Origin of the sequence: Pseudomonas chlororaphis subsp. piscium (assembly GCF_003850345.1) — a bacterium.
GTDB classification, from domain to species: domain Bacteria; phylum Pseudomonadota; class Gammaproteobacteria; order Pseudomonadales; family Pseudomonadaceae; genus Aquipseudomonas; species Aquipseudomonas piscium.
In genome coordinates, this window is sequence record NZ_CP027707.1 from 6,367,550 (window position 1) to 6,391,440 (window position 23,891).

Consider the following 23,891-nt stretch of genomic DNA (forward strand, 5'->3'; position numbering starts at 1 on the left):
GAGGAGGCAGCGTTTTTTATGGCTCGTTGTCCGGCTCAGCTATCGGGCGTCTGCTCGGCCAAGGCCACAGCGCGGAACATGGCGCGACGCTTGTTCAGGGTTTCTTCCCATTCCAGCGCCGGCACCGAGTCGGCGACTATTCCGCCACCGGCCTGCACATGCAGTTCGCCGTCCTTGATCACCGCCGTACGAATGGCGATGGCCGTGTCCATGTTGCCATTCCAAGCGAAATAACCCACGGCCCCGCCATACACGCCACGCTTGACCGGCTCCAGTTCGTCGATGATTTCCATCGCGCGGATCTTCGGCGCGCCGGACAAGGTGCCCGCCGGCAGAATCGCCCGCAGCGCGTCCATCGCCGTCAGCCCGGTCTTCAACTGGCCAGTGACGTTGGAGACGATATGCATCACGTTGGAATAGCGCTCGATCACCATCTTCTCGGTGAGCTTCACCGAACCGATCTCTGAAACCCGCCCGGTGTCGTTGCGCCCCAGGTCGATCAACATCAGGTGCTCGGCGATTTCCTTGTCGTCGGAGAGCAGATCCTTCTCCAGCGCCAGGTCCGCCTCTTCGTTGGCGCCCCGTGGACGGGTGCCGGCGATCGGGCGAACAGTGATCAGGTTGTCTTCGACCCGCACCAGCACTTCCGGCGAACTGCCGACGACATGGAAGTCGCCGAAGTTGAAGAAGTACATGTAAGGCGTCGGGTTGAAACAACGCAGGGCGCGATACAGGTCGATCGGCGCCGCCTTGAAGTCGATGGACATGCGCTGCGAAGGCACCACCTGCATGCAGTCGCCCGCCAGGATGTACTCCTTGATGGTATCGACGGCACGCTCGTAGTCGCCCTGGGTGAAGCTGGAGCGAAACACCGGGTCAGCTGCCTGCTGCTTGCTGAAGTCCAGGCCAGGACGCGGAGTGATGGGCTGGCGCAGCGTCTCCAGCAACGCCTGCAGGCGCGCCTGGCCTTGCTCGAAGGCATCGTCCTGGGACGGATCGGCAAGGACGATGGCGTGCATCTTGCCGGCAAGGTTATCGAACACCACCACGGCGTCGGAGACCATCAGCAGAATGTCCGGTACGCCGATCGGATCCGGGTTCGGGCATTTACCCAGGCGCTTCTCCACGTAACGCACACAGTCGTAGCCGAAGTAACCGACCAGGCCACCGTTGAAACGCGGCAGGCCCGCAATGGTCGGCACCTGGTAGCGCGCCTTGAATTCTTCAACGAACGCCAGCGGATCGGCCACGTCATGGCTTTCAGTTTCGATGCCATCGACAGTCACGCTGACATGGTGGTCATGCACCCGCAGCACGGTGCGGCAGGGCAAGCCGATAATCGAGTAACGGCCCCACTTCTCGCCGCCCTGCACCGACTCCAACAGGTAGGAGTTGGGCTGGTCGGCCAGTTTCAGGTAGATCGACAACGGCGTGTCGAAGTCGGCCAGGGTTTCGCAGGCAAGCGGGATGCGGTTGTAGCCGGCAGCGGCCAAACGCAGGAATTCTTCGCGGATCATGGGGTGCCTCGTGGCTTGAGGTTCTGACAGTCAGGTATGCAAACGCGCCGGAAGACCGGCCAGGAACAAGTCAGGCGCGCCAACGCCAGCGGGCCAGGGCCTTGATGACTTTCATCCAGAGTTTGCGAGTGACCACCACGATGGCGTTTCCAGGAGGGGATTGAACAGCGTCGGGCAACGTTATCTCAGCGGCCGGATCCAGGCAACCGGGAATTAGCTGGCGCAGATCGTCGATCACCAGGGCCGGCATTTCCTCGGCAATCGGCCGTCCGTGGTTGTAGCCATAGCTCAATGCCACGCACTTCACGCCCGCGGCTTTCGCCGCCTGCACATCGCTGCGCGAGTCACCGACGAACAGCGATTGCGAGGCCGGGATACTGGCCATTTTCATGACGAAGAACAGGGCGGCCGGGTCGGGCTTCTTCTGCGGCAGGGTGTCGCCACCGATGATCCAGCGGAAATAACGGCCGATCTTCATCTGATCCAGCAGCGGGGCGACGAAACGCTCCGGTTTGTTGGTGATCAGCGCCATTTCGACGCCCTGCTTGTGCAGCCATTTGAGGGTGTCGCGCACGCCGGGGTAGACCACGGTCAGTTCGTGGCCATCCTCATAGGCGCTGTTGAACAGCTCCAGTCCGCGCTCCGCCTCGACATCGTCGACGCTTTGCGCCGCGATGTCGTTGGCCAGGGCCCGGCGCACCAGCATCTGCACACCGTTGCCAACCCATTCGCGCACCGATTCGATACCGGCGGGCGGGCGTCCCAGTTTGAGCAGCATCTCGTCCACGGCCGCCGCGAGGTCGGGAACCGAATCGACCAGGGTGCCATCCAGGTCGAACATCACCAGCCGCGGCAGACGCCCCGGGAACAGCTGCTCGAAACCACTCATGGACGAGCCAGCGCCAGTTCGGCGCGCATCTTCTCGATCACTTCCTGGTAGTTCGGCGCATTGAAGATCGCCGAGCCCGCCACGAAGGTATCGGCGCCCGCGGCAGCGATTTCGCGGATGTTGTTCACATTCACCCCGCCGTCGATTTCCAGGCGGATGTCGCGACCGGAAGCGTCGATCAGGGCACGGGCCTCACGCAGCTTGTCGAGGGTACCCGGGATGAACTTCTGGCCACCGAAACCCGGGTTGACGCTCATCAGCAGGATCATGTCGACCTTGTCCATGACGTACTTGAGCACGTCCAGCGGGGTGGCCGGGTTGAACACCAGGCCGGCCTTGCAGCCGCCTTCGCGGATCATTTGCAGGGAGCGGTCGACGTGCAGCGTGGCTTCCGGGTGGAAGGTGATATAGGTGGCGCCGGCTTCGATGAAGTCGCCGATGATGCGATCCACCGGGCTCACCATCAGGTGGGCGTCGATCGGCGCGGTGATACCGTACTTACGCAGGGCGGCGCAGACCATCGGGCCAATGGTCAGGTTGGGTACGTAGTGGTTGTCCATGACATCGAAATGCACGATATCGGCGCCAGCGGCGAGAACATTGTCCACTTCCTCGCCCAGGCGGGCGAAATCGGCGGAGAGGATCGACGGAGCAATTGCGAAGGGCTGCATGACGCACCTTTTTGAGCAGAAATCACGGTGGCGCGCATTGTATACCTCATGCTTTGGCGCGCGCACCGTGACTGCGATGATCAGTAAGCCGCGCGATAGATCTTCTCTATATCGCCTGGGCTCAACCTGCGCGGGTTATTGCGCATCAGGCGCTCGATCCCCGCGGCCTCCACCGCCATGGACGGAATGGCCTCCTCCGGCACCCCGAAGCTGCGCAGCCCCGATGGAATCTCCACCGCGGCGCAGAGCTGGGTCATGGCCTCGACGGCCTTGTCGGCAGCCTCGGCCGCGCTCAAATGAGCGGTATTCACCCCCATAGCCTCGGCGATATCCTGCATGCGCTCGACACAGGCCATCTTGTTCCAGGTCATGACGTACGGCAGCAGCAAGGCATTGCTGACGCCATGGCCGATGTTGAAACGCCCGCCCAGCGGATAGGCCAGGGCATGCACCGCGCCAACCCCGGCGTTGCCGAAGGCCATGCCGGCCATCAGGCTGGCGGTGGCCATGTCTTCGCGGGCCTGCAGATGGGCAGGATTGGCGTAGGCCTTGGGCAGCGCCTGGGCGATCAGCTTGATGGCGCCAATGGCCAGGGAGTCAGTGATGGGCGAGGCGTTGAGCGACAGATAGGACTCGATGGCGTGCACCAGGGCATCGACACCGCTGGCGGCGGTGACACTGCGCGGGCAGGTCAAGGTCATCTGCGGGCTGACCAGCGCCACATCCGGCAACAGATAGTCGCTGACAATGCCCTTTTTCAGCTGCGCGACCTTGTCCGAGAGAATCGCCACATTGGTGACCTCGGAGCCGGTGCCGGCCGTGGTGGGGATGGCGATCAGCGGTGGACCCTTGCGTGGCACCTGGTCGATACCGAACAGGTCTTCCAGCGCGCCGTGGTAACCGGCGTAGGCCGCGACACTTTTGGCGATATCGATGGCACTGCCGCCGCCCAAGCCGATCAGCCCGTCGTGCCCGCCTTCGCGGTAAACCTGCATGCAGTCTTCGACGATGGCGATTTCCGGGTCGGGCAGCACCCGATCGAAAATCTCGTAGTCACGCCCGCCCAGTTGCGCCAGCGCCAGCTCCACGGTGCCGGACTTGACCAGCGCGGCATCGGTGACGATCAGCGGGTTATCGACATCCAGGCGGCTCAGCTCGGTGGACAGTTGCTCGATGGCGGCAGAACCGGTGAGCAGTTTATGGGCGATTTTGAAAGAGGAAAGACTCATGTGCGCGGCCTCTTATAAAGGTGGGAGCTGGCACAAGAGTAGCTGGGGATTCAGGGTTGTCTGCTATTTCCGTGATGAATACCGGAACCGATCGCTCCCTCGGCCAGCGAGGGAGCGATCTGTCAGCGCCGATCAGACCGGGGCAGTCCGCAGTTTTTCGCTGCGGCCGCGTAGCCATTCCAGGGTCAGCAGCAGAATCACCGAGAAGACGATCAGCAGCGTCGCCGCGGCGGCGATGGTCGGGCTGAGGTTTTCGCGGATGCCGCTGAACATCTGCCGAGGCAAGGTGGCCTGCTCGGGGCCGGCAAGGAACAGCGTGACCACCACTTCATCGAACGAGGTGGCGAAGGCGAACAGCGCGCCGCTGATCACCCCCGGCGCGATCAACGGCAGGGTCACCCGGCGAAACGCCGTCAGCGGCGAAGCGCCGAGGCTGGCCGCGGCCCGCACCAGGTTCTGGTTGAAGCCCTGCAAGGTGGCCGAGACCGTGATGATCACGAAAGGCACGCCCAATACGGAGTGAACGATGATCAGCGAGACGAAGCTGTTACCCATGCCCAAGGGCGCGAAGAACAGGTAGCTGGCCACGCCGATGATCACCACTGGCACCACCATCGGCGAAATCACCAGCGCCATCACCAGCGCCTTGCCGGGGAAGTCGCCGCGGGTCAGGCCGATGGCCGCCAGCGTGCCGAAGACCATCGCCAGCACCGTGGCCGCTGGGGCGACGATGATGCTGTTCTTCAGGGCGCGCATCCATTCCGCCGAGCCGAAGAAGTCGTGATACCACTGCAGCGAGAAGCCTTGCAGCGGGTACACCAGGAAGCTGCCCGAGTTGAACGACAGCGGAATGATCACCAGCACCGGCAGGATCAGGAACAACAGGATCAAGCCGCAGAGAATCCGCAAGCTGTAGAACCAGACCCGCTCGACGGGCGACATGTAAGGGCTCAGCATTTCGATTCTCTCCTTAGCTCAGGCGCAGGCGACTGGCGCCCACCAGCCAGCTGTAAATCAGATACAGCACGATGGTCGCCAACAGCAGCAGGCCGCCCAGCGCGGTCGCCATGCCCCAGTTGATGCTGGTGTTGGTGTAGAAGGCGACGAAGTAGCTGACCATCTGATCGTTCGGGCTGCCCAGCAGCGCCGGGGTGATGTAGTAGCCGATGGCCAGGATGAACACCAGCAGGCAACCGGCGCCGACGCCGGCGTAGGTCTGCGGGAAATACACCCGCCAGAAACTGGCGAACGGGTGGCAGCCGAGGGAAATCGCCGCGCGCATATAGGTCGGCGAGATGCCCTTCATCACGCTGTAGATCGGCAGGATCATGAACGGCAGCAGGATGTGCACCATGGAGATGTAGACCCCGGTGCGGTTGAACACCAGCTCCAGCGGCTTGTCGATCACCCCCATGGCCATCAGCGCGCTGTTGATCAGGCCGCCCGATTGCAGCAGCACGATCCACGCCGCCACACGTACCAGGATCGACGTCCAGAACGGCAGCAGCACCAGAATCATCAGCAGGTTGCTCTGGCGCGCCGGCAGGTTGGCCAGCAGGTACGCCAGCGGGTAAGCCAGCACCAGGCAGATACCGGTAATCACCAGGCCCATCCAGAAGGTCCGGGCGAAGATATCCAGGTAGATGGCCTGGTCAGGGGTCGCCGGGGCGATCTCCCCCAGGTCGTCGATCCGATGGTCGACGGCGGCCAGCAGGTAGAACGGGGTCAGGCTGCTGGTGTTGCGGCGTACCGCCTGCCAGTAGGCCGGATCGCCCCAGCGCTCGTCGATGGCTTCCAGCGCTTCCTTATAGGAAGCCGGCTCCTCCTTGAACGGCAGGGCACGAGCGGTTTTGGTCAGCAGGCTGCGATAGCCGGCCAACTCCATATTCAGTCGCTTGGACAGGTCGCCCAGGGTTTGATGCTTGCGCGCTTCGGCCAGGTCTTCGCTCAGTGCCTTGTACACCGGCTCGGCCGGCAGGCCGCGTCCGTCCCAACCGGCCACGGCGACCACGGTGCGCGGCATGCCTTCGACCACTTCCGGGTTGCCGACGCTCTTGTACAGCAGCGCTGCGATAGGCACGAGAAACACCAGCAGCAGGAACAGCACCAGAGGCGCGATCAAGGCTTGTGCCTTCCAGCGGTTGACCCGCTCGGCACGCGCCAGGCGCTGCTTGAGGCTGGGGCTGGTGACCTCGTTCAGGGGAACGCTAATGGCCATGACGAACTCCGCAAATCTTTAAACGGTAACGGCGTCACCCACGGGTGACGCCGCCCATGCATGACGCCTTACTTGGCCGCCCACGAATTGAAACGCTGCTCCAGCTGCTCGCCGTTGTCAGCCCAGAAGCTGACGTCGATCTGCACCTGGTTGGCGATGTTTTCCGGGGTGGTCGGCATATCTTTCAGGATGTCCTTGGCCAGCAGCGGGACTGCCTGGGTGTTGGCCGGACCGTAGGCGATGTTTTCCGAGTAGGTCTTCTGCTGCTGCGGCTGCACCGAGAACGCGATGAATTTCTTCGCCGCTTCGGCGCGGGTCTTGTCCAGGCCCTTCGGAATAGCCCAGGCGTCGAAGTCGTAGATACCGCCGTTCCACACAACCTTCAGGTTGCTTTCCTTCTGTACCGCGGCGATCCGGCCGTTGTAGGCCGAGCTCATGACCACGTCACCGGAAGCCAGGTACTGCGGCGGCTGGGCGCCGGCTTCCCACCACTGAATGCTTGGCTTGAGCTCATCGAGCTTCTTGAAGGCACGATCCTGACCGTCCTTGCCGGCCAGTACCTTGTACACATCCTTGGGCGCCACGCCGTCGGCCATCAGGGCAAATTCCAAGGTGTACTTGGCCCCCTTGCGCAGGCCGCGCTTGCCCGGGAATTTCTTGGTATCCCAGAAATCCGCCCAGCTGGTCGGCGCGGTCTTCAGCTTGTCGGCGTTATAGGCCAGGACGGTCGACCAGACGAAGAAACCCACGCCGCAAGGCTGGATCGCCCCCTTGACGTAATCTTCGGTCTTGCCGAACAGCTCGGGATCGAGCTGCTCGAACATGTCTTCGTCGCAACCGCGGGACAGCTCCGGCGACTCAACCTCCACCAGGTCCCAGGACACGCTCTTGGTGTCGACCATGGCTTTGACCTTGGCCATCTCACCGTTGTATTCGCCAGCGACTATCTTGCCGTTGCCTGCCGCCTCCCAGGGGGCATAGAAGGCTTTGACCTGAGCCGCCTTGTTCGCCCCGCCAAAGGACACCACGGTCAGGTCCGGGCCCGCCGCCATCGCGTGCGCCGCGCCCATCAGGCCCAATGTCAAAGCGGTGAATTTCAGGGATCTCAACATTTATTGTTCTCTCCACGTGCAGGGTTGGTGAAGCAAGGGGGCGATCAATGCGCCTCTAGAAGTGGATCGAGCGCGCGAACGTGCTCGACCTGCCAGCCAAGCGGAACCACATCGCCCACCGCCAGCGCAGGATCGAGCTCGGCAATCGGCTGTTTCACGAAGAAGTCGGTCTTGCCACAGACTTCCAGGCGAACCCGGACGTGGTCGCCCAGATAGATGAATTCCGCCACCCTCCCTGAGAAGCGGTTGACACAGCTTTCGCTGGAGCCATTGAGGCTCACGCGTTCCGGACGAATCGACAGGGTCACCGGCTCGCCGGTCTTGCCGACGTTGACCGCCAGCGCCTCGACCTTCTCGCCACGCCCCAGCTCGACCACGCAGCGGTCGCCGCTGTGGCTGTGCAGGCGGCCGTTGAGACGGTTGTTCTCGCCGATGAAGTTGGCGACGAAGGTGTTCTTCGGCTCTTCGTAAAGGGTCCGTGGCGGGGCAATCTGCTGGATTTCGCCCTGGTGGAACACCGCCACCCGGTCGGACATGGTCAGGGCTTCGCCCTGGTCGTGGGTCACATAGACCACGGTGACGCCGAGGCGCTGGTGCAGGTGCTTGATTTCCATCTGCATGTGTTCGCGCAGCTGTTTGTCCAGTGCGCCGAGGGGTTCGTCCATCAGCACCAGCTGCGGCTCGAACACCAGCGCCCGGGCCAGGGCCACCCGCTGCTGCTGACCACCGGACAGTTGCGCCGGATAACGCTGGGCGAAGGACTCGAGCTGGACCATGCTCAGCACGCGTTTGACCCGCTCGCTGATGTCGGTCTTGCTCAGGCCACGCACCGACAGCGGGAACGCCAGGTTCTCGGCCACGGTCATGTGCGGGAACAACGCATAGTTCTGGAACACCATGCCGATATCGCGTTTGTGCGGCGGCACGTTGTTGATCGCCCGCCCGGCCAGCTGGATTTCCCCGGCGGTCGGGGTTTCGAAGCCGGCCAGCATCATCAGGCTGGTGGTCTTGCCGGAGCCGGATGGCCCGAGCAGGGTAAGGAACTCGCCTTTGCGAATTTCCAGGTTGAGGTCTTTGACGATCAGGTTTTCGCCGTCGTAGCTCTTTTGCACACCACGGAAACTGACCAGTACATCACTCGCCCCAGCGCTTGAATCGACCTCGCTCATACCCACACCTTTTGTTTTTTGACGGCTGTGGACTAAGCCTAGTGGAGGCCGCAAGCCGCGCAAATCGGGGGGTATGAGAGATTGGCCTCAGTCGGATGGAAGGTTCCTTGTAGGGATTGCCCTACAAGGATGGCGCGATTGGACAAGTCCCGGCAGAGGCCTGGCGGGGATCATGGCCATAAGCCTGTTTCCATGTCGCAAATGGGTACGTGTAGCCGCTGCCGCAGGCTGCGATCGAGGGCGAAGCACTCGTGATTCAGGCAACGCGATTGAACTGAGAATCCGCAGTGCCAGGTTTTGCGACAGCTGCGCTGCCGATCGCAGCCTGCGGCAGCGGCTACAGGTGCACTCAAAGCAGCTTGTGTTCCATCGCGTACTTCACCAGCTCGGCCAGGGAAGTGATGTTGAGTTTCTGCATCAGCCGCGCCTTGTGGGTGCTGATGGTCTTGCTGCTCAAGGCCAGCTGCTGGGCGATATCGTTGACGTTGGCGCCCTGGGCCAGCCGCTCGAACACGGAAAACTCACGCTCCGAAAGCAGGGAATGCAGGGGCCGGGTATCCGTCAGACCGACTTCGAAGACCATCCGGTCGGCCAGTTCCGGATCGATATAACGCCCGCCCGCCGCCACCTTGCGGATCGCCGTCAGCAGCAGCGCCGGGTCGCTGTCCTTGGTGGCATAACCGGCCGCCCCCACCTTCAGCGCCCGGGCCGCCATCTGTGCTTCGTCATGCATCGACAGCACCAGGATCGCCGGCGGATTGTTCAACGCGCGGATCCGTGGGATCGCCTCCAGGCCGTTGACGCCAGGCATGGAAATATCCAGCAGCACCACCTCGCAAGGCACGTGGCGCAGGGTTTCCAGCAACTGCTCGCCATTGCTCGCCTCCCCCGCCACCGTCAGGTCCTTGGCCAGGCCAATCAACTGCTTGATGCCTTCACGAACGATGGTGTGGTCTTCGGCTACCAGTACACGGATCACAGCTCATACCTCTTCTTATTAGTGATGATCTCTGCAACGGCGAGTCTGCTGCTCGCGCCTACAGATCCAGCGGCACAGTAACGCTCAGGGTGGTGCCCTCGCCCAGCTGACTGTCCAGGGTCAGGCTACCGCCCATGATCAGCACCCGCTCGCGCATGCCCACCAGCCCGAAGGACGTCGGCCGCCCGGCCTCGACCACAAAACCCTGGCCATCATCGCTGATGGTCATGCATAGCTGGTTGCGCTCGAGGCTCAGGGTCAGTTCGACAGTATGCGCCTGCGCATGGCGCATCACGTTGGTCAGCGCCTCCTGGAGGATGCGGAACAGGCCGATGGCCTTGGCGTCGCTGAGCACCGGCAGATTGTCCGGTACCTGCACCAAGCAAGGAATCTGCGTGCGCGCCTCGAAACGCCGCGCCTGCCACTCGATGGCCGACGCGATCCCGGCATCGAGAATCGGCGGGCGCAAGGCCGTGGCCACATCCCGCACCAGCTGGAACAGTTGGGCGATCAGGCGCTTCATACTGTTCAGGCGCTCGTGCAACCCCGGATCGAGTTGCGCGTAGGCCAGCTCGCACATCGAGGTCTCCAGCTTGAGCACCGTGAGCATCTGCCCCAACTCATCGTGCACTTCCCGAGCGATGCGGGCCTTTTCCTCTTCGCGCACGCTTTCCAGATGCGCCGACAGCTCGCGCAGTTGCTCCCGGGAACTGGCCAGCTCCAGTTCGATGCGTTTGCTTTCGCTGATGTCCCATACGATGCCATCCCAGACATAGGCACCGTCCTCGAGCTGGCGGGTGATGGCCTTGATTTCCGCCCAGCGCTGTTCGCCCTGCCGGGTCAGGATCCGCCCCTGCCAGGACCAGTCGCTGTCGGTGTCCAGGGCATGGTCCTGGGTCTGGTGATAACTGGCCCGGTCCTCCGGGTGCACCAGGCTGCGCAGCCCTATGTCGCGGTGGCTGAGGGTCGCCGGGGAGTAACCCACCAGGCTCTCGCTGCCTTCGCTGATGTAGGCGAAATCGATCTGCCCGGTCACCGGTGCCCGTTCCAGGCGGAACACCAGCCCCGGCACATTGGCGGCTATCCCTTGCAACCGTGCTTCGCTTTCCTGCAGGGCGGCCAGGGCGCGACGGCGCTCGGTAACGTCATTGAGGTAAACCACCAGGTACTCGCCATCGCGAAAGCGCAGAAAGCTCAGCGACACATCGGCCGGCAGGATGCTGCCGTCGGCGCGGACACACTGGGTCTCGAAGCTAGGCAGCGCTTCCTCGCTGGCCCGCGCCCGCTTCCACAGGCCAAGCCAGCGATCCATGTTCAGGTTGGGTTCGAAGTCGATCAACGGCCGGTCGACCACCGCCCCCGACGTATAGCCCAGCATGCTTTCGGCCGCACGGTTGGCGTAGCGCACATGGCTGTCCCAGTTGACCCAGAGAATGCCCACCGTGCTCTGGTCGATGGAAAACTGGGTCAGGCGCAAGGCTTCTTCACTGGCCTCGCGCCGGGCCAGGTCCTCGCGGGTGGTCAACAGCCGCTGCTCGAGCGCCTGTTGCTGACGACGCTGCCAGACAACGATGGCGATACTCGCCAACAGCAGCACGGCCAGCAGCAGGCTGAGGTTCTGCCAGAAGCCACGGGACTCGCTCAGCCGCGGATACTTGGGTTGTAGCCAGCGATTGTGCAACTGCTCCAGGTCCTTGGCGGCAATACCGTGCAAGGCGCGCTGCACGATATCCGCAAGCTCGGGCCAGTCGCGTCGGGTAGCCACCCGCAGCAGTTGCGGCAGGCCGATATCGCCCACCACCGCCAGGTCGGCGAACTCCGGCTCCGCAGACAAACGACTGAGCTGCGCCTCATCGATCACCGCATAACGCGCCTGCTGGCTGAGCAACAATTGCAGGGCCTGGCGTTCCAGGGGCACGCCCTGCAGATTGAGGTTGGAATAGGTCGCGCGCAGGTAGTCCGCCACCGCACTGGGCATGCGCACTGCTACGCGGGTCTGGCTGTCGAGCTTTTCCAGCTCCACCGCGCCGGCGCCCTTCTGCTCGCCGACCACCAGTTGCGGCACGCGCATATAGGGATCGGAAAACTGCCAGAGCCGCAGTCCGGCCGGGGTCTGGCTCAGGCCCGGGGCCATATCGACTTCACCGGCGCGTACCGCCGCTTCCAGCTGTGCCTGATCGGCAAAGTTGCGCCAGCTCAACTCGACCTTCATCGCCTGGGCCAGCCACTGCATCAATTCGATATTGGCGCCGGACAAGCGTTGCAGCCGCCGGTCGTACTGGGCGTAGGGAGCCTGGAGCACCACGCCGACCCGCAGTTCCCGGTGCTGCTCCAGCCACTGCTGCTGCACAGGGTTCCACTGCGCCTGGGCGATATGCGGCGCAGGCACCGCCCAGGCCATCAAGGGAAGGCAGATACAGCCGATAACCAGCAGGCAGCGAAAACGCATCATCTGAAGTCTCACACACTGACAAATACTGACCAACCCATTAGGCTGCCGGGATTACTTCTGGCCTGGAATAACCGATGCCCCTTGTCCACCGCTCGGCACTGCCCGCATTGTGCCTGTCGCTGATCTTGCCTTGTGCCTTTTCGGTCGAGGCGGCCGATCCGCAACCCGCCCCAGCAGAACAGGCTGCCGCGGAAAAACCGGCCGAACGCCAGCCGCTCCTTGAGCGTAGCCAGGAAGATGCCGCGGCCCTCGAACGCGTCGTGCCAGCCGGCGAACAACAGTCACTGCAAGCCGGCAGCGAGAGCTTTCTGGCCCTGTGGAAACCGGCCAACACCAGCGACCCCAAGGGCGCGGTGATTATCATCCCCGGCGCAGGCGAAACCGCCGACTGGCCTCAGGCAATCGGCCCTTTACGCAACAGATTGCCGGATGCCGACTGGAGCAGCCTGAGCCTGACCTTGCCCGACCTGCAGAGCGATGCGGCGCAACCGCGCATCGTCGAGGCCGAACCTGCGCCCGCGACCGCCGACACTAGCAGCAAAGATGCCGCCACGGCAGCGCCCAAACCGATAGAACAGGCTGCCGGCGGTGAAGCCGAGATTGCCGATCGCGCGGTGGTGGAGAGCAGCGAAGAACAGGCCAAGGCCGACGCCGAGCGAATCTTTGCCCGCATCGACGCCGCGGTGACCTACGCCCAACAGCAGAACGCCCGCAGCATTGTGTTGCTAGGTCACGGCAGCGGCGCCTACTGGGCCACGCGCTACCTGAGCGAAAAACAACCGCCGGAGATTCAAAAGCTGGTACTGGTGGCCGCCCAGACCCCGTCCATCGGCAAACCCGGACTGGCGGAACTGACGCCGACCCTGAAGCTGGCGACCGCCGATTTTTTCTACAAGGACAACGCGCAGGCGCGCAAGAGCGCCCTGGAACGCCTACAGGCCAGCAAACGCCTGAAGAACGCCAACTTCACCCAGGTCTCGCTTAACGCTCTGCCGGGCAACAGCACGGCTGAAAACGAGCAGCTGTTCAGGCGCGTACGCGGCTGGCTGAGCCCGCAACCCGCGCAAGACTGAACCCCACCACACCCGGCCCCGCTCCTGTTTTTTGACAGGGAGCGAGGCCGGGTGCAGGGCATTTCCCTCTATCGAAAATCCCGGCGCTCGCGGATCAGCGCGTAAGCACTGTGCAGTTCGCGGGTTTTCTCCGTGGCGTCACGCACCTGCAACGGGCTTGCGCCGCTGCCGGCAACCTTGTCCGGGTGATGGCGGCTGAGCAGGCGCCGATAGGCACGCTTGATCTGCGAAGGTTCGCTGGTTGCGGAGACACCCAGCAGGCGCAATGCTTCCTGATAGGTGCCACTGCTATTGGCCAACGGTTTTTTGCTCGGCTCATAGTCCGCCGCCAACGCCTGCACCTGCTGCACGGTCCAGCCCAGCCACTTGCCCCAGAGCTGGATCAGCTCGCGCTCGGCGGCGCTGGCCCGGCCATCAGCCCAGACCATCCGCCAGCACGCACGCAATACACCCTCGGCGGCATAAGGCTGCTCCGCCAGGCGTCGCAGGTAGCCCCGCAGCCGATCGTTACCCGACTTGCCCCGATTGAACGCAGCAATGGCGCGGCGCTGCGCGGCTTCGCTCATATCCAGCGAGCGCATTTCCAGGCGCGCCTGCTGGATATGCCCGTCGACCACCCGGCCATCGCTTTTCGCCAACCGCCCCAAGAGTACGAACAGCAGCTCATCGTTGCGCAGCGCCGGTCGACCGCCCAGCCGCTCACGCAACTGGGCCCAGCTATGCAGTTGCAGGCGCCGGTCCAGCGCCTGTCCCAGCAACGCTCCCAGCATGGCCCCCGGGATACTGGCTATGGCAAAGCCAGCCCCGGCTCCGATCAGAGTCCCTGGCCACAACATAATTAGTGACTCGCTTCTAACAAGGTTTCGACTTCCGCCAGGCGCTCATGGGTCCCGACATCGACCCAGTGTCCCTGCAAACGCTCGCCGCTGACCTGTCCATCGGCCATGGCCTTGCGCAGCAGGGGCGCCAGTTTGAACGCGCCCGGTGTGCAGCCCTGGAACAGGTCCGGATGCAGCACCGCAATACCACTGTAGGTCAGGGTCTGAGCCCCAGGTTCGGCGTCCCGCACCCGGGCATCATCGTTGAGGATGAAGTCCCCGGCGGTGTGGTGAGCCGGGTTATCCACCAGCACCAAGTGCGCCATCGTGTCCAGCGGGAGGTTCAGCAGGCGGAAATCGTAATCGGTCCAGACATCGCCGTTGACCACCAGGAAGGCCTCGTCACCCAGCAATGGCAAGGCGCGGAAAATACCGCCACCGGTTTCCAGCGGCTCGCCCTCCGGCGAATAGCGGATGCTCAAGCCGAAGCGCGAGCCATCGCCCAGGTGATCTTCGATCTGCTGCCCCAGCCAGGCGTGGTTGATGACAATCTCGGTAAAGCCCGCCCGGGCCAGTGCCCGTAGGTGGTACTCGATCAGCGGCACACCGGCGGCGCGGATCAATGGCTTGGGCGTGGTCAGGGTCAAGGGACGCATTCGTTCGCCCTTGCCCGCGGCCAGAATCATTGCCTTCATACACAGGCTCCGACCGGTTGACGCAGGCTGGCCAAGAGTTCGCCCAGCTCCGCCAGCTCCGGCCGACGAGTCAGGACGGCTTCTATATAAGCGAAGAAACGCGGCACATCGCCCAGGTAGCGGGGCTTGCCGTCGCGGTGGCAGATCCGCGCGAAGATCCCGATCACCTTGAGATGGCGCTGCACGCCCATCAGGTCGCTGGCGCGCAGGAAATCCTCGAAATCGGGCTGTACCGCGATCCCGAGCCGGGACGCTTGCTGCCAGTAGTCTTCCAGCCAGCCACGCACCCGCGCTTCCGGCCAGCTGAGAAAGGCATCCTTGAACAGGCAGGTGACGTCATAGGTCACCGGGCCGTAGACCGCGTCCTGGAAATCCAGCACGCCCGGATTGGGCTCGCTGAGCATCAGGTTGCGCGGCATATAGTCACGATGCACCAGCACCTTGGGTTGGGCCAGGGCGCTTTCGATCAACAGTTCGCTGACCCGCTGCCATTGGCCACGCTGGCGCTCATTCAGCTCGACGCCCAGCTCGCGCCCCACGTACCACTCGGGGAACAGTTCCAGCTCTCGACGCAGCAAAGCGACGTCATAACTGGGCAACGGCGCATCCATCGGCAACTGCTGGAAAGCCAGCAAGGTTTGCAGCGCATCCTTGAACAGGGCATCGGCATTTTCGCCGTCGATCACGTCCAGATAGGTCTTGTTGCCCAGGTCATTGAGCAAAAGAAAGCCGCGTGGCAAATCTTCTGCATAAATTTTCGGCACATTGGTTGCGGATTTTGCCAACAGATGGGCGATATCCACGAAGGGTTTGCAGTTTTCCTGGGGCGGTGGAGCATCCATCACGACAAAGCTGCGGCCTTCGCCTTCCCAGCGGAAATACCGCCGAAAACTCGCGTCGCTGCTGGCCGCGGTCAATGTGGCCGGGGGCACGGGGCCCCAACCGTTGGAGGCATAAACAATCGACAACTGCTCATCGAGCCAAACTTTCAGGTGTTGCAAGCGTACATCTTGGTCAGGCATTGCAAGGGTCTCCGACGGCGCTAGCCGTCAAGCGGGTCATGCTTTATTATCCAGCATCTTTTTCAGACCATCGAGAGGCGTGCGGCCCACACCGCGGGCAGATGGCACGCAGGAAGCCCGGACTAATAAGATGGCATTGAAATCCCCCGCGTTTCGTAAAAAATTTCCGTTGTTGGTTACTGGCAGTCTGCTGGCCCTGCAACCCCTAGCCACTTCGTTCGTGGTCGCCGCAGAACAGTATGACTGCTCAGTCTCTGCTTCGGGCGGCTGGGACTGCGCGCCGAAAACCAGCGCCGCTCAACTGCCTCCGCGCCCCGTGCATGATGCAAGCGCGGTCAGTTCGAGCACCGCTACGTCGGCCGAAGGCGGCGAAACCAGCGAAGACACCGGCGCCAAGTCGATGCTGGTTACCGAGTCCAAGGGCCGCGGCCTGAAGTCCCGCAGCGAAGACTACAGTCACCTCGACTGGGTTCCGCGCGAGAAGCTCACCGCCGCCCAATTGGCCGAGACCGGTCCTTACTGTGCTGGTGCTTATATCGAACCGATTCGTCCTGGCATGAATGACAAGACGAATAAAAGTGACGCCCCGACCTTTATCGGCGCCAAGGCTTCGCGTTACCAGCAGGAGCAGCAGATCGCTACCCTGGCCGGTGACGTGGTCATGCGCCAGGGCAGCATGCAGGTCGAGGCCGACGAGGCCAACCTGTACCAGGCCGAGAACCGTGGCGAGCTGAGCGGCAACGTCCGCCTGCGCGACAACGGCGCCCTGCTGGTCGGCGATCACGCTGACGTGCAACTGGACACCGGTGAGGCCAAGGTCGACAACGCCGAATACGTGATGCACAAATCGCGCATCCGCGGTAACGCGCTGTACGCCAAGCGTGCCGAGAACGCGATCATCCGTCTCAAGGACGGTACGTACACCACGTGCGAACCGAGCAGCAACGCCTGGCAGCTCAAGGGTAACAACATCACCCTGAACCCGGCGACCGGCTTCGGCACCGCGACCAACGTGACGTTGCGTGTCAAGGACATTCCGGTCCTGTACACGCCGTACATCTACTTCCCGATCGACGACCGTCGCCAATCCGGCTTCCTGCCGCCGACCATCGGCAGCGGCAGCGACACCGGCTTCATGCTGGTCACTCCGTACTATTTCAACCTGGCGCCGAACTACGACGCCACGTTGTACCCGCGCTACATGAGCAAGCGCGGTATGTTGATGGAAGGCGAATTCCGCTACCTGACCAAGTCCAGCGAAGGTCAGTTCGGCGCGGCGTACCTCAACGACGACAATGATGACCGCAAGCTGCAGTCGGACTACGAAAAAACCCGCTACATGTACAACTGGCAGCACAAGGGCGGGCTCGATTCGCGGGTAATGACCGAGGTCGACTACACCAAGATCAGCGATCCGTACTACTTCCAGGATCTGCAGACTGATCAGATCGGTGTGGAAAGCCGTGATTACATCAACCAGCAAGGTGCTGTGACCTACCGCGGCGACACCTATGCCGCGCGGCTCAATGCCCAGGCTTATGAGCTGGCCACGGTTTCCAACGTCACGCCATACAATCGTTTGCCGCAAATCACCCTGAATGGCTTCTTGCCGCAGCATCCGGGCGGTTTGGACTTTAAATATGAAACCGAGATTGTTCGATTTGAACGTGACCTTAAAACAGGCACCTACACTGACGAGAACGGTGGGGAAGCCAAGCGCCTCGACACCAACATTTTCGGTCTAGCTCGTGCCAACGGTAACCGTCTCAATCTTGCACCGTCCGTGAGCCTCCCTCTGAACTGGACATATGGTTTCCTGAAACCTTCTCTCAAGTACCAGTACACTCAGTACGACCTGGACCTTGATGGCCAAGGTAAACGTGATATCGCAGGACAGGGCCCAGAAGGCGATCGTCTGAACGGCACTTACAGCAGCAATCAGAACCGTGGCGTACCAATCGTCAGCGTCGATAGCGGCCTGTACTTCGACCGCAGCACCCAATGGTTCGGCAAGAACTATCGCCAGACCCTGGAACCACGCCTCTACTATCTCTATGTACCAGAGAAAGACCAGAGCGACATTCCGGTATTCGACACCGGCGAAAGCACTTTCAACTACTCGTCGCTGTTCCGTGATAACCGCTTCTCCGGCTCCGACCGTGTAGGTGATGAGAACAAACTGTCTCTCGGCATCACCAACCGCTGGATCGAAGAAAACGGCTTTGAGCGTCAGCGCATCAGTGTTGGCCAGGCCTTGTACTTCAAGGACCGTGAAGTCCAGCTGCCAGGTATCGATGCGAAAACCCGTGACGACGCGCACTCCAACGTCTCGCCTTATGCGCTGGAGTACGAGTACCGCTGGAACCGCGACTGGCGCACCACTGCCGACTACAACTGGGATCCGGATACCCGTAGCCCACGCTCCGGCAGTGCGATGTTCCACTACCAGCCGGAAGACAACCCGAACAAGGTCATCAACGCCGGTTATCGCTATCGCAACGACCTGGTTCGCTACGATCAGTCCACGGGTAAATGGTCGGTGGGTGGCGGTGACTACGGCACCCCAGGCACTCCTGGCTACGTGAAGGACTATTACAAGATCAAGCAGCACGACTTCTCGGTGATCTGGCCGATCGTGCCGCAATGGAACCTGATCAGCCGCTGGCAGTATGACTACAACCGCAACCGTACCCTCGATGCCTTCGGTGGTTTCGAATACGACAACTGCTGCTGGAAACTGCGCCTGATCAACCGTTACTGGGTCAAGTATGACGAAACCAGTCAAGACGCCCCTTCGAACGAGAAAGGCGACCATGGCATCTTCCTGCAAATCGTCCTGAAAGGACTCGGCGGCCTTACCGGCGCCAAGGTAGAGAGCTTCCTCGACAAAGGCATTCAAGGTTACCGTGAACGTGAAGACCAAGCTTTCTGATTGTCTGCGCCCGCTGATGCTGGGCGCGTTGTTCCTGGGTACCGCGGCGAGCGCCGCGGTACAACCCATCGACAAAGTGGTGGCCATCGTCGATAACGACGTGGTCATGCAGAGCCAGCTGGACCAACGGGTTCACGAAGTTCAGCAAACCATCGCCAAGCGCGGCGGCGGTATGCCACCCGCCGAGGTCCTGAACCAGCAGGTACTGGAACGCCTGATCGTCGAAAACCTGCAACTGCAGATCGGCGAACGCTCTGGCATCCGCATTACCGATGAAGAGCTGAACCAGGCCGTCGGCACCATCGCTCAACGCAACAACATGACGCCCGATCAATTTCGCGCCGCCCTGGCTCGTGATGGCCTGTCCTATCAGGACGCCCGTGAGCAGATTCGCCGCGAGATGATCATCAGCCGTGTGCGTCAGCGTCGTGTTGCCGAGCGCATTCAAGTGTCCGAGCAGGAAGTGAAGAACTTCCTTGCCTCCGATCTGGGCAAGATGCAACTGTCCGAAGAACTGCACCTGGCCAATATCCTGATTCCAACCCCGGAAAGCGCCAACTCCGAAGCGATTCAGAGCGCCGCGCGCCAGGCCATGGACATCTATCAGCAACTCAAGCAAGGCGCCGACTTCGCTCAGCTGGCCATCGCCCGTTCGGGCAGCGACAACGCCCTGGAAGGCGGCGACATGGGCTGGCGTAAAGCCGCTCAACTGCCCCCTCCGTTCGACCGTGAACTGAGCGCCATGGCGGTGGGTGATATCACCCAGCCAGCCCGTACTCCAGGCGGTTTCATCATCCTGAAACTGTTGGAAAAACGCGGCGGCGGCAATCAGGTGCGTGACGAAGTGCATGTCCGTCACATCCTGATCAAACCAAGTGAAATTCGCAGCGAAGAAGAAACCAAACGCCTGGCCCAGAAGCTCTACGAGCGCATCGAAGCCGGCGAAGACTTTGCCGAACTGGCAAAAAGCTACTCGGAAGATCCGGGTTCCGCCCTCAACGGTGGCGACCTCAGCTGGATCGACCCGAACGCCCTGGTGCCCGAGTTCCGCGACGTAATGGCCAAAACCCCACAAGGCCAACTGTCCAAGCCGTTCCAAAGCCCATATGGCTGGCACGTACTGGAAGTCCTTGGCCGCCGCGCCACTGACAGCACCACCCAGGCCCGTGAACAGCAGGCGATGACCGTACTGCGCAACCGCAAATACGACGAAGAGCTGCAAACCTGGCTGCGCCAGATTCGCGACGAAGCCTACGTCGAGATCAAACTTCCTGGCGCTGACCAGGCGGCACAGTGAAACCCAAGCGTTTCGCGCTCACCCCCGGCGAGCCAGCCGGCATAGGTCCCGACCTGTGCCTGTTGCTCGCCTCGCAACAACAGCCACACCCCCTGATCGCCATCACCAGCCGCGACCTGCTTACCGAGCGGGCCGCACAGCTGGGTGTGGCCGTCAGCCTGATTGCGGTCGACCCCGACAATTGGCCGAACCAGCCGGCCGCCGCCGGTAGCCTCTATGTCTGGGATACCCCACTGTCGGCCAAGGTCGTCGCTGGCCAACTCGACAAGGCCAATGCCGCGTTCGTTCTGGAAACCCTGACCCGGGCCGGCCAAGGCTGCCTGGACGGGCATTTCGACGGCATGATTACCGCCCCGGTGCACAAGGGTGTGATCAACGAATCCGGCATCGCCTTTTCCGGCCATACCGAGTTTCTCGCCGACCTGACGCACACCGAACAGGTAGTAATGATGCTGGCCACCCATGGCCTGCGCGTGGCACTGGTGACCACTCACCTGCCCCTGCGGGACATCGCCGATGCCATTACCCCGGAGCGCCTGGAGCGGGTCACACGCATTCTGCATGCAGACCTGCGCAACAAATTCGGCATCGCCCAGCCACGCATCCTGGTCTGCGGGCTCAACCCGCACGCCGGCGAAGGCGGACATCTGGGCCATGAAGAAATCGATATCATCGAACCCACCCTGGAGCGTCTGCGCAACGAAGGCATGGACCTGCGCGGCCCCCTGCCCGCCGACACTCTGTTTACCCCCAAATATCTGGAGCACTGCGACGCAGTGCTGGCGATGTACCATGACCAAGGGCTGCCCGTGCTGAAATACAAAGGCTTCGGCGCCGCGGTCAACGTGACGCTGGGCCTGCCAATCATCCGCACCTCGGTCGACCATGGCACCGCCCTGGATCTGGCCGGCAGCGGCAAGATCGATACCGGCAGCCTGAAAGTCGCCCTGGAAACCGCCTACCAGATGGCCGAGACCCGTTTATGACCGAGCAATACCAACACCGGGCGCGCAAGCGCTTCGGCCAGAACTTCCTGCATGACGCCGGCGTGATCGACCGCATCCTGCGCTCCATCAATGCCAAGTCCGGCGACCGCATGCTGGAAATCGGCCCGGGCCAAGGCGCCTTGACCGAGGGCCTGCTCAACAGCGGCGCCCAACTGGATGTGGTCGAACTGGACAAGGACCTGGTGCCGATCCTCAACCAGCAGTTTGCTGGCCGGGACAATTTCAGCCTGCACCAGGGCGACGCCCTGAAGTTCGACTTCAACAGCCTGAATGCCGAACCCGGCAGCCTGCGCGTGGTCGGCAACCTGCCCTACAACATCTCCACCCCGCTGATCTTTCATCTGCTGCAGAACGCCGGACTGATCCGCGATATGCACTTCATGCTGCAGAAAGAAGTGGTCGAGCGCCTCGCCGCGGGCCCGGGCGGTGGTGACTGGGGCCGTCTGTCGATCATGGTCCAGTACCACTGCCGCGTGGAACATCTGTTCAACGTCGGCCCGGGCGCCTTCAATCCGCCACCAAAAGTCGACTCGGCGATCGTCCGCCTGGTGCCACATGCGGTACTGCCGCATCCGGCCAAGGATCATCGCCTGCTGGAACGCATCGTCCGCGAAGCCTTCAACCAGCGCCGCAAGACCCTGCGCAATACCCTCAAGGCCCTGCTCTCCAGCGCCGAAATCGAAGCCACCGGCGTCGATGGCAGCCTGCGTCCGGAGCAACTGGACCTGGCAGCCTTCGTTCGCCTGGCCGACAAGCTCAGCGAACAAGCCGCGGATACTGCCAGCGCCAGCTGACACGCCACCAGCGTTATCGGGTAAGACGCCAGGCTCCATGTCTGGTTTACTACCCGATACTTGGCCTAGACTGACCTCCATCAGCTTTGTCCCGCGTCCCGCTTCGTTTTAAGGCCCCTTGCATGTCCGATCCTCGCTATCAGATCGACGTCAGCGTCGTCACCCGCTTTCTCCCGGAACAGTCGCAACCCGAGCAGAACCGCTTTGCCTTCGCCTACACCATCACCGTACAGAACAATGGCCTGCTACCCGCCAAACTGCTCTCTCGGCACTGGGTGATCACCGATGGCGACGGGCACGTCGAGGAAGTTCGCGGTGCCGGCGTCGTCGGTCAGCAGCCGCTGATCGCCGTGGGCAAAAGCCACACCTACAGCAGCGGCACGGTGATGACCACACGCGTCGGCAATATGCAGGGCAGCTATCAGATGCTCGCCGAAGACGGCAAACACTTCGACGCCATCATCGCCCCTTTCCGCCTGGCCGTGCCCGGAGCCCTGCACTGATGACGACTTACGCCGTCGGTGACCTGCAAGGCTGCCTGGGGCCTTTGCAGTGCCTGCTTGAGAAGGTCTCTTTCGACCCGGCGAAGGATCGCCTGTGGCTGGTCGGCGACCTGGTCAACCGTGGCCCGCAGTCACTGGAAACCCTGCGCTTTCTTTATGCCATGCGCGATTCCCTGGTGTGCGTGCTGGGCAATCATGACCTGCACCTGTTGGCCGCCTGGCGCAACATCGAACGCCTGAAGAAAGCCGATACCCTGAGTGAGATCCTCAATGCGCCGGATTGCGAGGAGTTGCTCCAGTGGCTGCGCCAGCAAAAGCTGATGCACTATGACGAACAGCGCAATATCGCCCTGGTGCACGCAGGAATACCACCACAGTGGTCGCTGAAAAAGGCCATCAAGTGCGCCACCGAAGTCGAAGAGGCGCTGCGTGACGACAACCGCTTCGAGCCCTATCTGGACGGTATGTACGGCAACGACCCAACAAAATGGGACGGCGAGCTCAAAGGCGTGACCCGTCTGCGGGTAATCACCAACTATTTCACCCGCATGCGTTTCTGCACCAGCGATGGCAAGCTCGACCTCAAGGGCAAGGAAGGGCCGGACGCTGCTCCACCAGGTTATGCCCCCTGGTTCGAGCATAAGGAACGCAAGACCCAGGACGTTAAAATCATCTTCGGTCACTGGGCCGCCCTCGAAGGCAACTGCAACGAGCCCGGCGTATTCGCCCTCGACACCGGCTGCGTCTGGGGCGGCGCCCTGACCTTGCTGAACATCGACACCGGCCAACGCCTCGAGTGTGAATGCGACGCCCACGGCCACATCAAACCCCAGGCCAATCAACCTTCCCCTGAACCCATGCCAATCACCGCCAAGCGCTAGACGGCGCTTGCCACCAGGCCCAGGAGCCCGCCATGAGCGAATTCAAACGCATCCCCCCAGAACAGGCCCAGGCACTGCGCGAGCAAGGCGCCGTGGTGGTCGACATCCGCGATCCGCAGACCTTTGCCTTGAACCACATCAGCGGTTCACTGCACCTGGACAACCACTCCATCTCCGACTTCATCCGCAATGCCGATCTCGACGCCCCGCTGGTGGTCGTTTGCTATCACGGCAACTCCAGCCAAAGCGCGGCGGCCTACCTGATCAGCCAGGGTTTCTCCGACGTATACAGCCTGGACGGTGGTTTCGAACTGTGGCGAACCACCTACCCTGCGGAAATTGCCCAGGGCAGCGCCGAATAATTTTTCTGTGCTCCAGCCCGCGTCATTCGTGGGCTGGCGCCACGACCGACGAACGGTCACTTGAACAAATTGCGTATTCCACCTTTACCTCCCCGATTCCGAACTATCCTTAGCCTCAGGCCATCCAATCAGGGGAGAGCCGGTACACCGGCGTGCGGGTCATCGGTACTAGCTTTCAAGGTCGATAGCTTTGAAAGTGTTCTGGGGGGTAAACATCGGCCGGACTCCCGGCTGCATGCCAGCACTTGACTGACTGATCCGGCGTCGGCTC

Annotated in this window: 21 protein-coding genes; 8 read left to right on the top strand and 13 right to left on the bottom strand. The window is 62.2% G+C overall.

Annotated features, from left to right (window positions below; genetic code table 11):
• Positions 1-35 precede the first annotated feature (35 nt).
• The 10 genes from trpE to C4K38_RS29075 all read right to left on the bottom strand — a co-directional run bounded on the left by trpE (position 36) and on the right by C4K38_RS29075 (position 12,236).
• Positions 36-1,517 (bottom strand): anthranilate synthase component I, encoded by a 1,482-nt coding sequence (gene trpE / locus C4K38_RS29030; RefSeq protein WP_053281138.1) that lies wholly within the window; start codon positions 1,515-1,517, stop codon positions 36-38.
• A gap of 70 nt (positions 1,518-1,587) precedes the next feature.
• On the bottom strand, positions 1,588-2,406 hold the full coding sequence (locus C4K38_RS29035; RefSeq protein WP_053281139.1) for a phosphoglycolate phosphatase: 819 nt from the start codon (positions 2,404-2,406) through the stop codon (positions 1,588-1,590).
• A complete protein-coding gene (gene rpe, locus C4K38_RS29040) occupies positions 2,403-3,077 on the bottom strand; it encodes a ribulose-phosphate 3-epimerase (protein ID WP_025807374.1) in 675 nt (224 codons plus the stop codon). The genes C4K38_RS29035 and rpe overlap by 4 nt, the downstream gene beginning before the upstream one ends.
• A gap of 80 nt (positions 3,078-3,157) precedes the next feature.
• Complete coding sequence (locus tag C4K38_RS29045; RefSeq protein ID WP_053281140.1) at positions 3,158-4,306, bottom strand: iron-containing alcohol dehydrogenase; 1,149 nt, start codon at positions 4,304-4,306, stop codon at positions 3,158-3,160.
• Positions 4,307-4,438: 132 nt separating this feature from the next.
• Positions 4,439-5,263, bottom strand: coding sequence for an ABC transporter permease (locus C4K38_RS29050; RefSeq protein ID WP_053281141.1), 825 nt, complete (start codon positions 5,261-5,263; stop codon positions 4,439-4,441).
• 13 nt (positions 5,264-5,276) lie between these two features.
• Positions 5,277-6,524, bottom strand: a complete 1,248-nt coding sequence (locus tag C4K38_RS29055) for an ABC transporter permease (protein WP_053281142.1) — start codon at positions 6,522-6,524, stop codon at positions 5,277-5,279.
• A 68-nt stretch (positions 6,525-6,592) separates the two neighbouring features.
• Positions 6,593-7,636 carry an ABC transporter substrate-binding protein gene (locus C4K38_RS29060; protein WP_053281143.1) on the bottom strand — a complete coding sequence of 348 codons (1,044 nt, stop codon included), beginning with the start codon at positions 7,634-7,636 and terminating at the stop codon, positions 6,593-6,595.
• A gap of 44 nt (positions 7,637-7,680) precedes the next feature.
• Positions 7,681-8,805 (bottom strand): ABC transporter ATP-binding protein, encoded by a 1,125-nt coding sequence (locus tag C4K38_RS29065; RefSeq protein ID WP_009051151.1) that lies wholly within the window; start codon positions 8,803-8,805, stop codon positions 7,681-7,683.
• 349 nt (positions 8,806-9,154) lie between these two features.
• Entirely contained in the window at positions 9,155-9,784 is a 630-nt protein-coding gene (locus tag C4K38_RS29070) for a response regulator (RefSeq protein ID WP_025807370.1), read from the bottom strand.
• A gap of 58 nt (positions 9,785-9,842) precedes the next feature.
• Positions 9,843-12,236, bottom strand: a complete 2,394-nt coding sequence (locus tag C4K38_RS29075) for a PAS domain-containing sensor histidine kinase (protein WP_053281144.1) — start codon at positions 12,234-12,236, stop codon at positions 9,843-9,845.
• 74 nt (positions 12,237-12,310) lie between these two features.
• Here C4K38_RS29075 and C4K38_RS29080 point away from each other — a divergent pair, with 74 nt between their 5' ends.
• Complete coding sequence (locus tag C4K38_RS29080) at positions 12,311-13,309, top strand: alpha/beta hydrolase family protein (RefSeq protein WP_053281145.1); 999 nt, start codon at positions 12,311-12,313, stop codon at positions 13,307-13,309.
• Positions 13,310-13,377: 68 nt separating this feature from the next.
• On the opposite strand, the gene C4K38_RS29085 is transcribed toward C4K38_RS29080, so the two are convergent.
• From C4K38_RS29085 to C4K38_RS29095, 3 genes are read right to left on the bottom strand one after another with little or no spacing between them, the layout of a single operon-like run.
• On the bottom strand, positions 13,378-14,145 hold the full coding sequence (locus C4K38_RS29085; RefSeq protein WP_053281146.1) for a TerB family tellurite resistance protein: 768 nt from the start codon (positions 14,143-14,145) through the stop codon (positions 13,378-13,380).
• 2 nt (positions 14,146-14,147) lie between these two features.
• A complete protein-coding gene (murU, locus tag C4K38_RS29090; RefSeq protein WP_053281147.1) occupies positions 14,148-14,822 on the bottom strand; it encodes an N-acetylmuramate alpha-1-phosphate uridylyltransferase MurU in 675 nt (224 codons plus the stop codon).
• Positions 14,819-15,844, bottom strand: coding sequence for an aminoglycoside phosphotransferase family protein (locus tag C4K38_RS29095; protein WP_053281148.1), 1,026 nt, complete (start codon positions 15,842-15,844; stop codon positions 14,819-14,821). The genes murU and C4K38_RS29095 overlap by 4 nt, the downstream gene beginning before the upstream one ends.
• 130 nt (positions 15,845-15,974) lie before the next feature.
• On the opposite strand from C4K38_RS29095, the gene C4K38_RS29100 reads away from it, so the two are divergent.
• The 7 genes from C4K38_RS29100 to glpE all read left to right on the top strand — a co-directional run bounded on the left by C4K38_RS29100 (position 15,975) and on the right by glpE (position 23,620).
• On the top strand, positions 15,975-18,776 hold the full coding sequence (locus C4K38_RS29100) for an LPS-assembly protein LptD (protein WP_053281149.1): 2,802 nt from the start codon (positions 15,975-15,977) through the stop codon (positions 18,774-18,776).
• Entirely contained in the window at positions 18,757-20,073 is a 1,317-nt protein-coding gene (gene surA / locus C4K38_RS29105; RefSeq protein WP_155772905.1) for a peptidylprolyl isomerase SurA, read from the top strand. Before C4K38_RS29100 ends, surA begins: the two co-directional genes overlap by 20 nt.
• Positions 20,070-21,059: a 4-hydroxythreonine-4-phosphate dehydrogenase PdxA gene (pdxA, locus tag C4K38_RS29110; protein WP_053281151.1), complete on the top strand. Its 990-nt coding sequence runs from the start codon at positions 20,070-20,072 to the stop codon at positions 21,057-21,059. Before surA ends, pdxA begins: the two co-directional genes overlap by 4 nt.
• Complete coding sequence (gene rsmA, locus C4K38_RS29115; protein WP_053281152.1) at positions 21,056-21,874, top strand: 16S rRNA (adenine(1518)-N(6)/adenine(1519)-N(6))-dimethyltransferase RsmA; 819 nt, start codon at positions 21,056-21,058, stop codon at positions 21,872-21,874. Before pdxA ends, rsmA begins: the two co-directional genes overlap by 4 nt.
• Before the next feature lie 122 nt (positions 21,875-21,996).
• The gene (apaG, locus tag C4K38_RS29120; RefSeq protein ID WP_025807359.1) at positions 21,997-22,377 is read left to right on the top strand and encodes a Co2+/Mg2+ efflux facilitator ApaG/CorD; all 381 of its coding nucleotides are present in this window, start codon (positions 21,997-21,999) and stop codon (positions 22,375-22,377) included.
• Positions 22,377-23,258, top strand: a complete 882-nt coding sequence (locus tag C4K38_RS29125; RefSeq protein WP_053281153.1) for a symmetrical bis(5'-nucleosyl)-tetraphosphatase — start codon at positions 22,377-22,379, stop codon at positions 23,256-23,258. Before apaG ends, C4K38_RS29125 begins: the two co-directional genes overlap by 1 nt.
• A gap of 32 nt (positions 23,259-23,290) precedes the next feature.
• The gene (gene glpE / locus C4K38_RS29130; protein ID WP_009045885.1) at positions 23,291-23,620 is read left to right on the top strand and encodes a thiosulfate sulfurtransferase GlpE; all 330 of its coding nucleotides are present in this window, start codon (positions 23,291-23,293) and stop codon (positions 23,618-23,620) included.
• The last annotated feature ends 271 nt before the right edge of the window (positions 23,621-23,891 follow it).

Coding starts and splice junctions, on each gene's coding strand:
- trpE (WP_053281138.1), bottom strand. CDS start 1,517: ATGATCCGCGAAGAATTCCTGCGTTTGGCCGCTGCCGGCTACAACCGC.
- C4K38_RS29035 (WP_053281139.1), bottom strand. CDS start 2,406: ATGAGTGGTTTCGAGCAGCTGTTCCCGGGGCGTCTGCCGCGGCTGGTG.
- rpe (WP_025807374.1), bottom strand. CDS start 3,077: ATGCAGCCCTTCGCAATTGCTCCGTCGATCCTCTCCGCCGATTTCGCC.
- C4K38_RS29045 (WP_053281140.1), bottom strand. CDS start 4,306: ATGAGTCTTTCCTCTTTCAAAATCGCCCATAAACTGCTCACCGGTTCT.
- C4K38_RS29050 (WP_053281141.1), bottom strand. CDS start 5,263: ATGCTGAGCCCTTACATGTCGCCCGTCGAGCGGGTCTGGTTCTACAGC.
- C4K38_RS29055 (WP_053281142.1), bottom strand. CDS start 6,524: ATGGCCATTAGCGTTCCCCTGAACGAGGTCACCAGCCCCAGCCTCAAG.
- C4K38_RS29060 (WP_053281143.1), bottom strand. CDS start 7,636: ATGTTGAGATCCCTGAAATTCACCGCTTTGACATTGGGCCTGATGGGC.
- C4K38_RS29065 (WP_009051151.1), bottom strand. CDS start 8,805: ATGAGCGAGGTCGATTCAAGCGCTGGGGCGAGTGATGTACTGGTCAGT.
- C4K38_RS29075 (WP_053281144.1), bottom strand. CDS start 12,236: ATGATGCGTTTTCGCTGCCTGCTGGTTATCGGCTGTATCTGCCTTCCC.
- C4K38_RS29080 (WP_053281145.1), top strand. CDS start 12,311: ATGCCCCTTGTCCACCGCTCGGCACTGCCCGCATTGTGCCTGTCGCTG.
- C4K38_RS29085 (WP_053281146.1), bottom strand. CDS start 14,145: ATGTTGTGGCCAGGGACTCTGATCGGAGCCGGGGCTGGCTTTGCCATA.
- murU (WP_053281147.1), bottom strand. CDS start 14,822: ATGAAGGCAATGATTCTGGCCGCGGGCAAGGGCGAACGAATGCGTCCC.
- C4K38_RS29095 (WP_053281148.1), bottom strand. CDS start 15,844: ATGCCTGACCAAGATGTACGCTTGCAACACCTGAAAGTTTGGCTCGAT.
- C4K38_RS29100 (WP_053281149.1), top strand. CDS start 15,975: ATGGCATTGAAATCCCCCGCGTTTCGTAAAAAATTTCCGTTGTTGGTT.
- rsmA (WP_053281152.1), top strand. CDS start 21,056: ATGACCGAGCAATACCAACACCGGGCGCGCAAGCGCTTCGGCCAGAAC.
- apaG (WP_025807359.1), top strand. CDS start 21,997: ATGTCCGATCCTCGCTATCAGATCGACGTCAGCGTCGTCACCCGCTTT.
- C4K38_RS29125 (WP_053281153.1), top strand. CDS start 22,377: ATGACGACTTACGCCGTCGGTGACCTGCAAGGCTGCCTGGGGCCTTTG.
- glpE (WP_009045885.1), top strand. CDS start 23,291: ATGAGCGAATTCAAACGCATCCCCCCAGAACAGGCCCAGGCACTGCGC.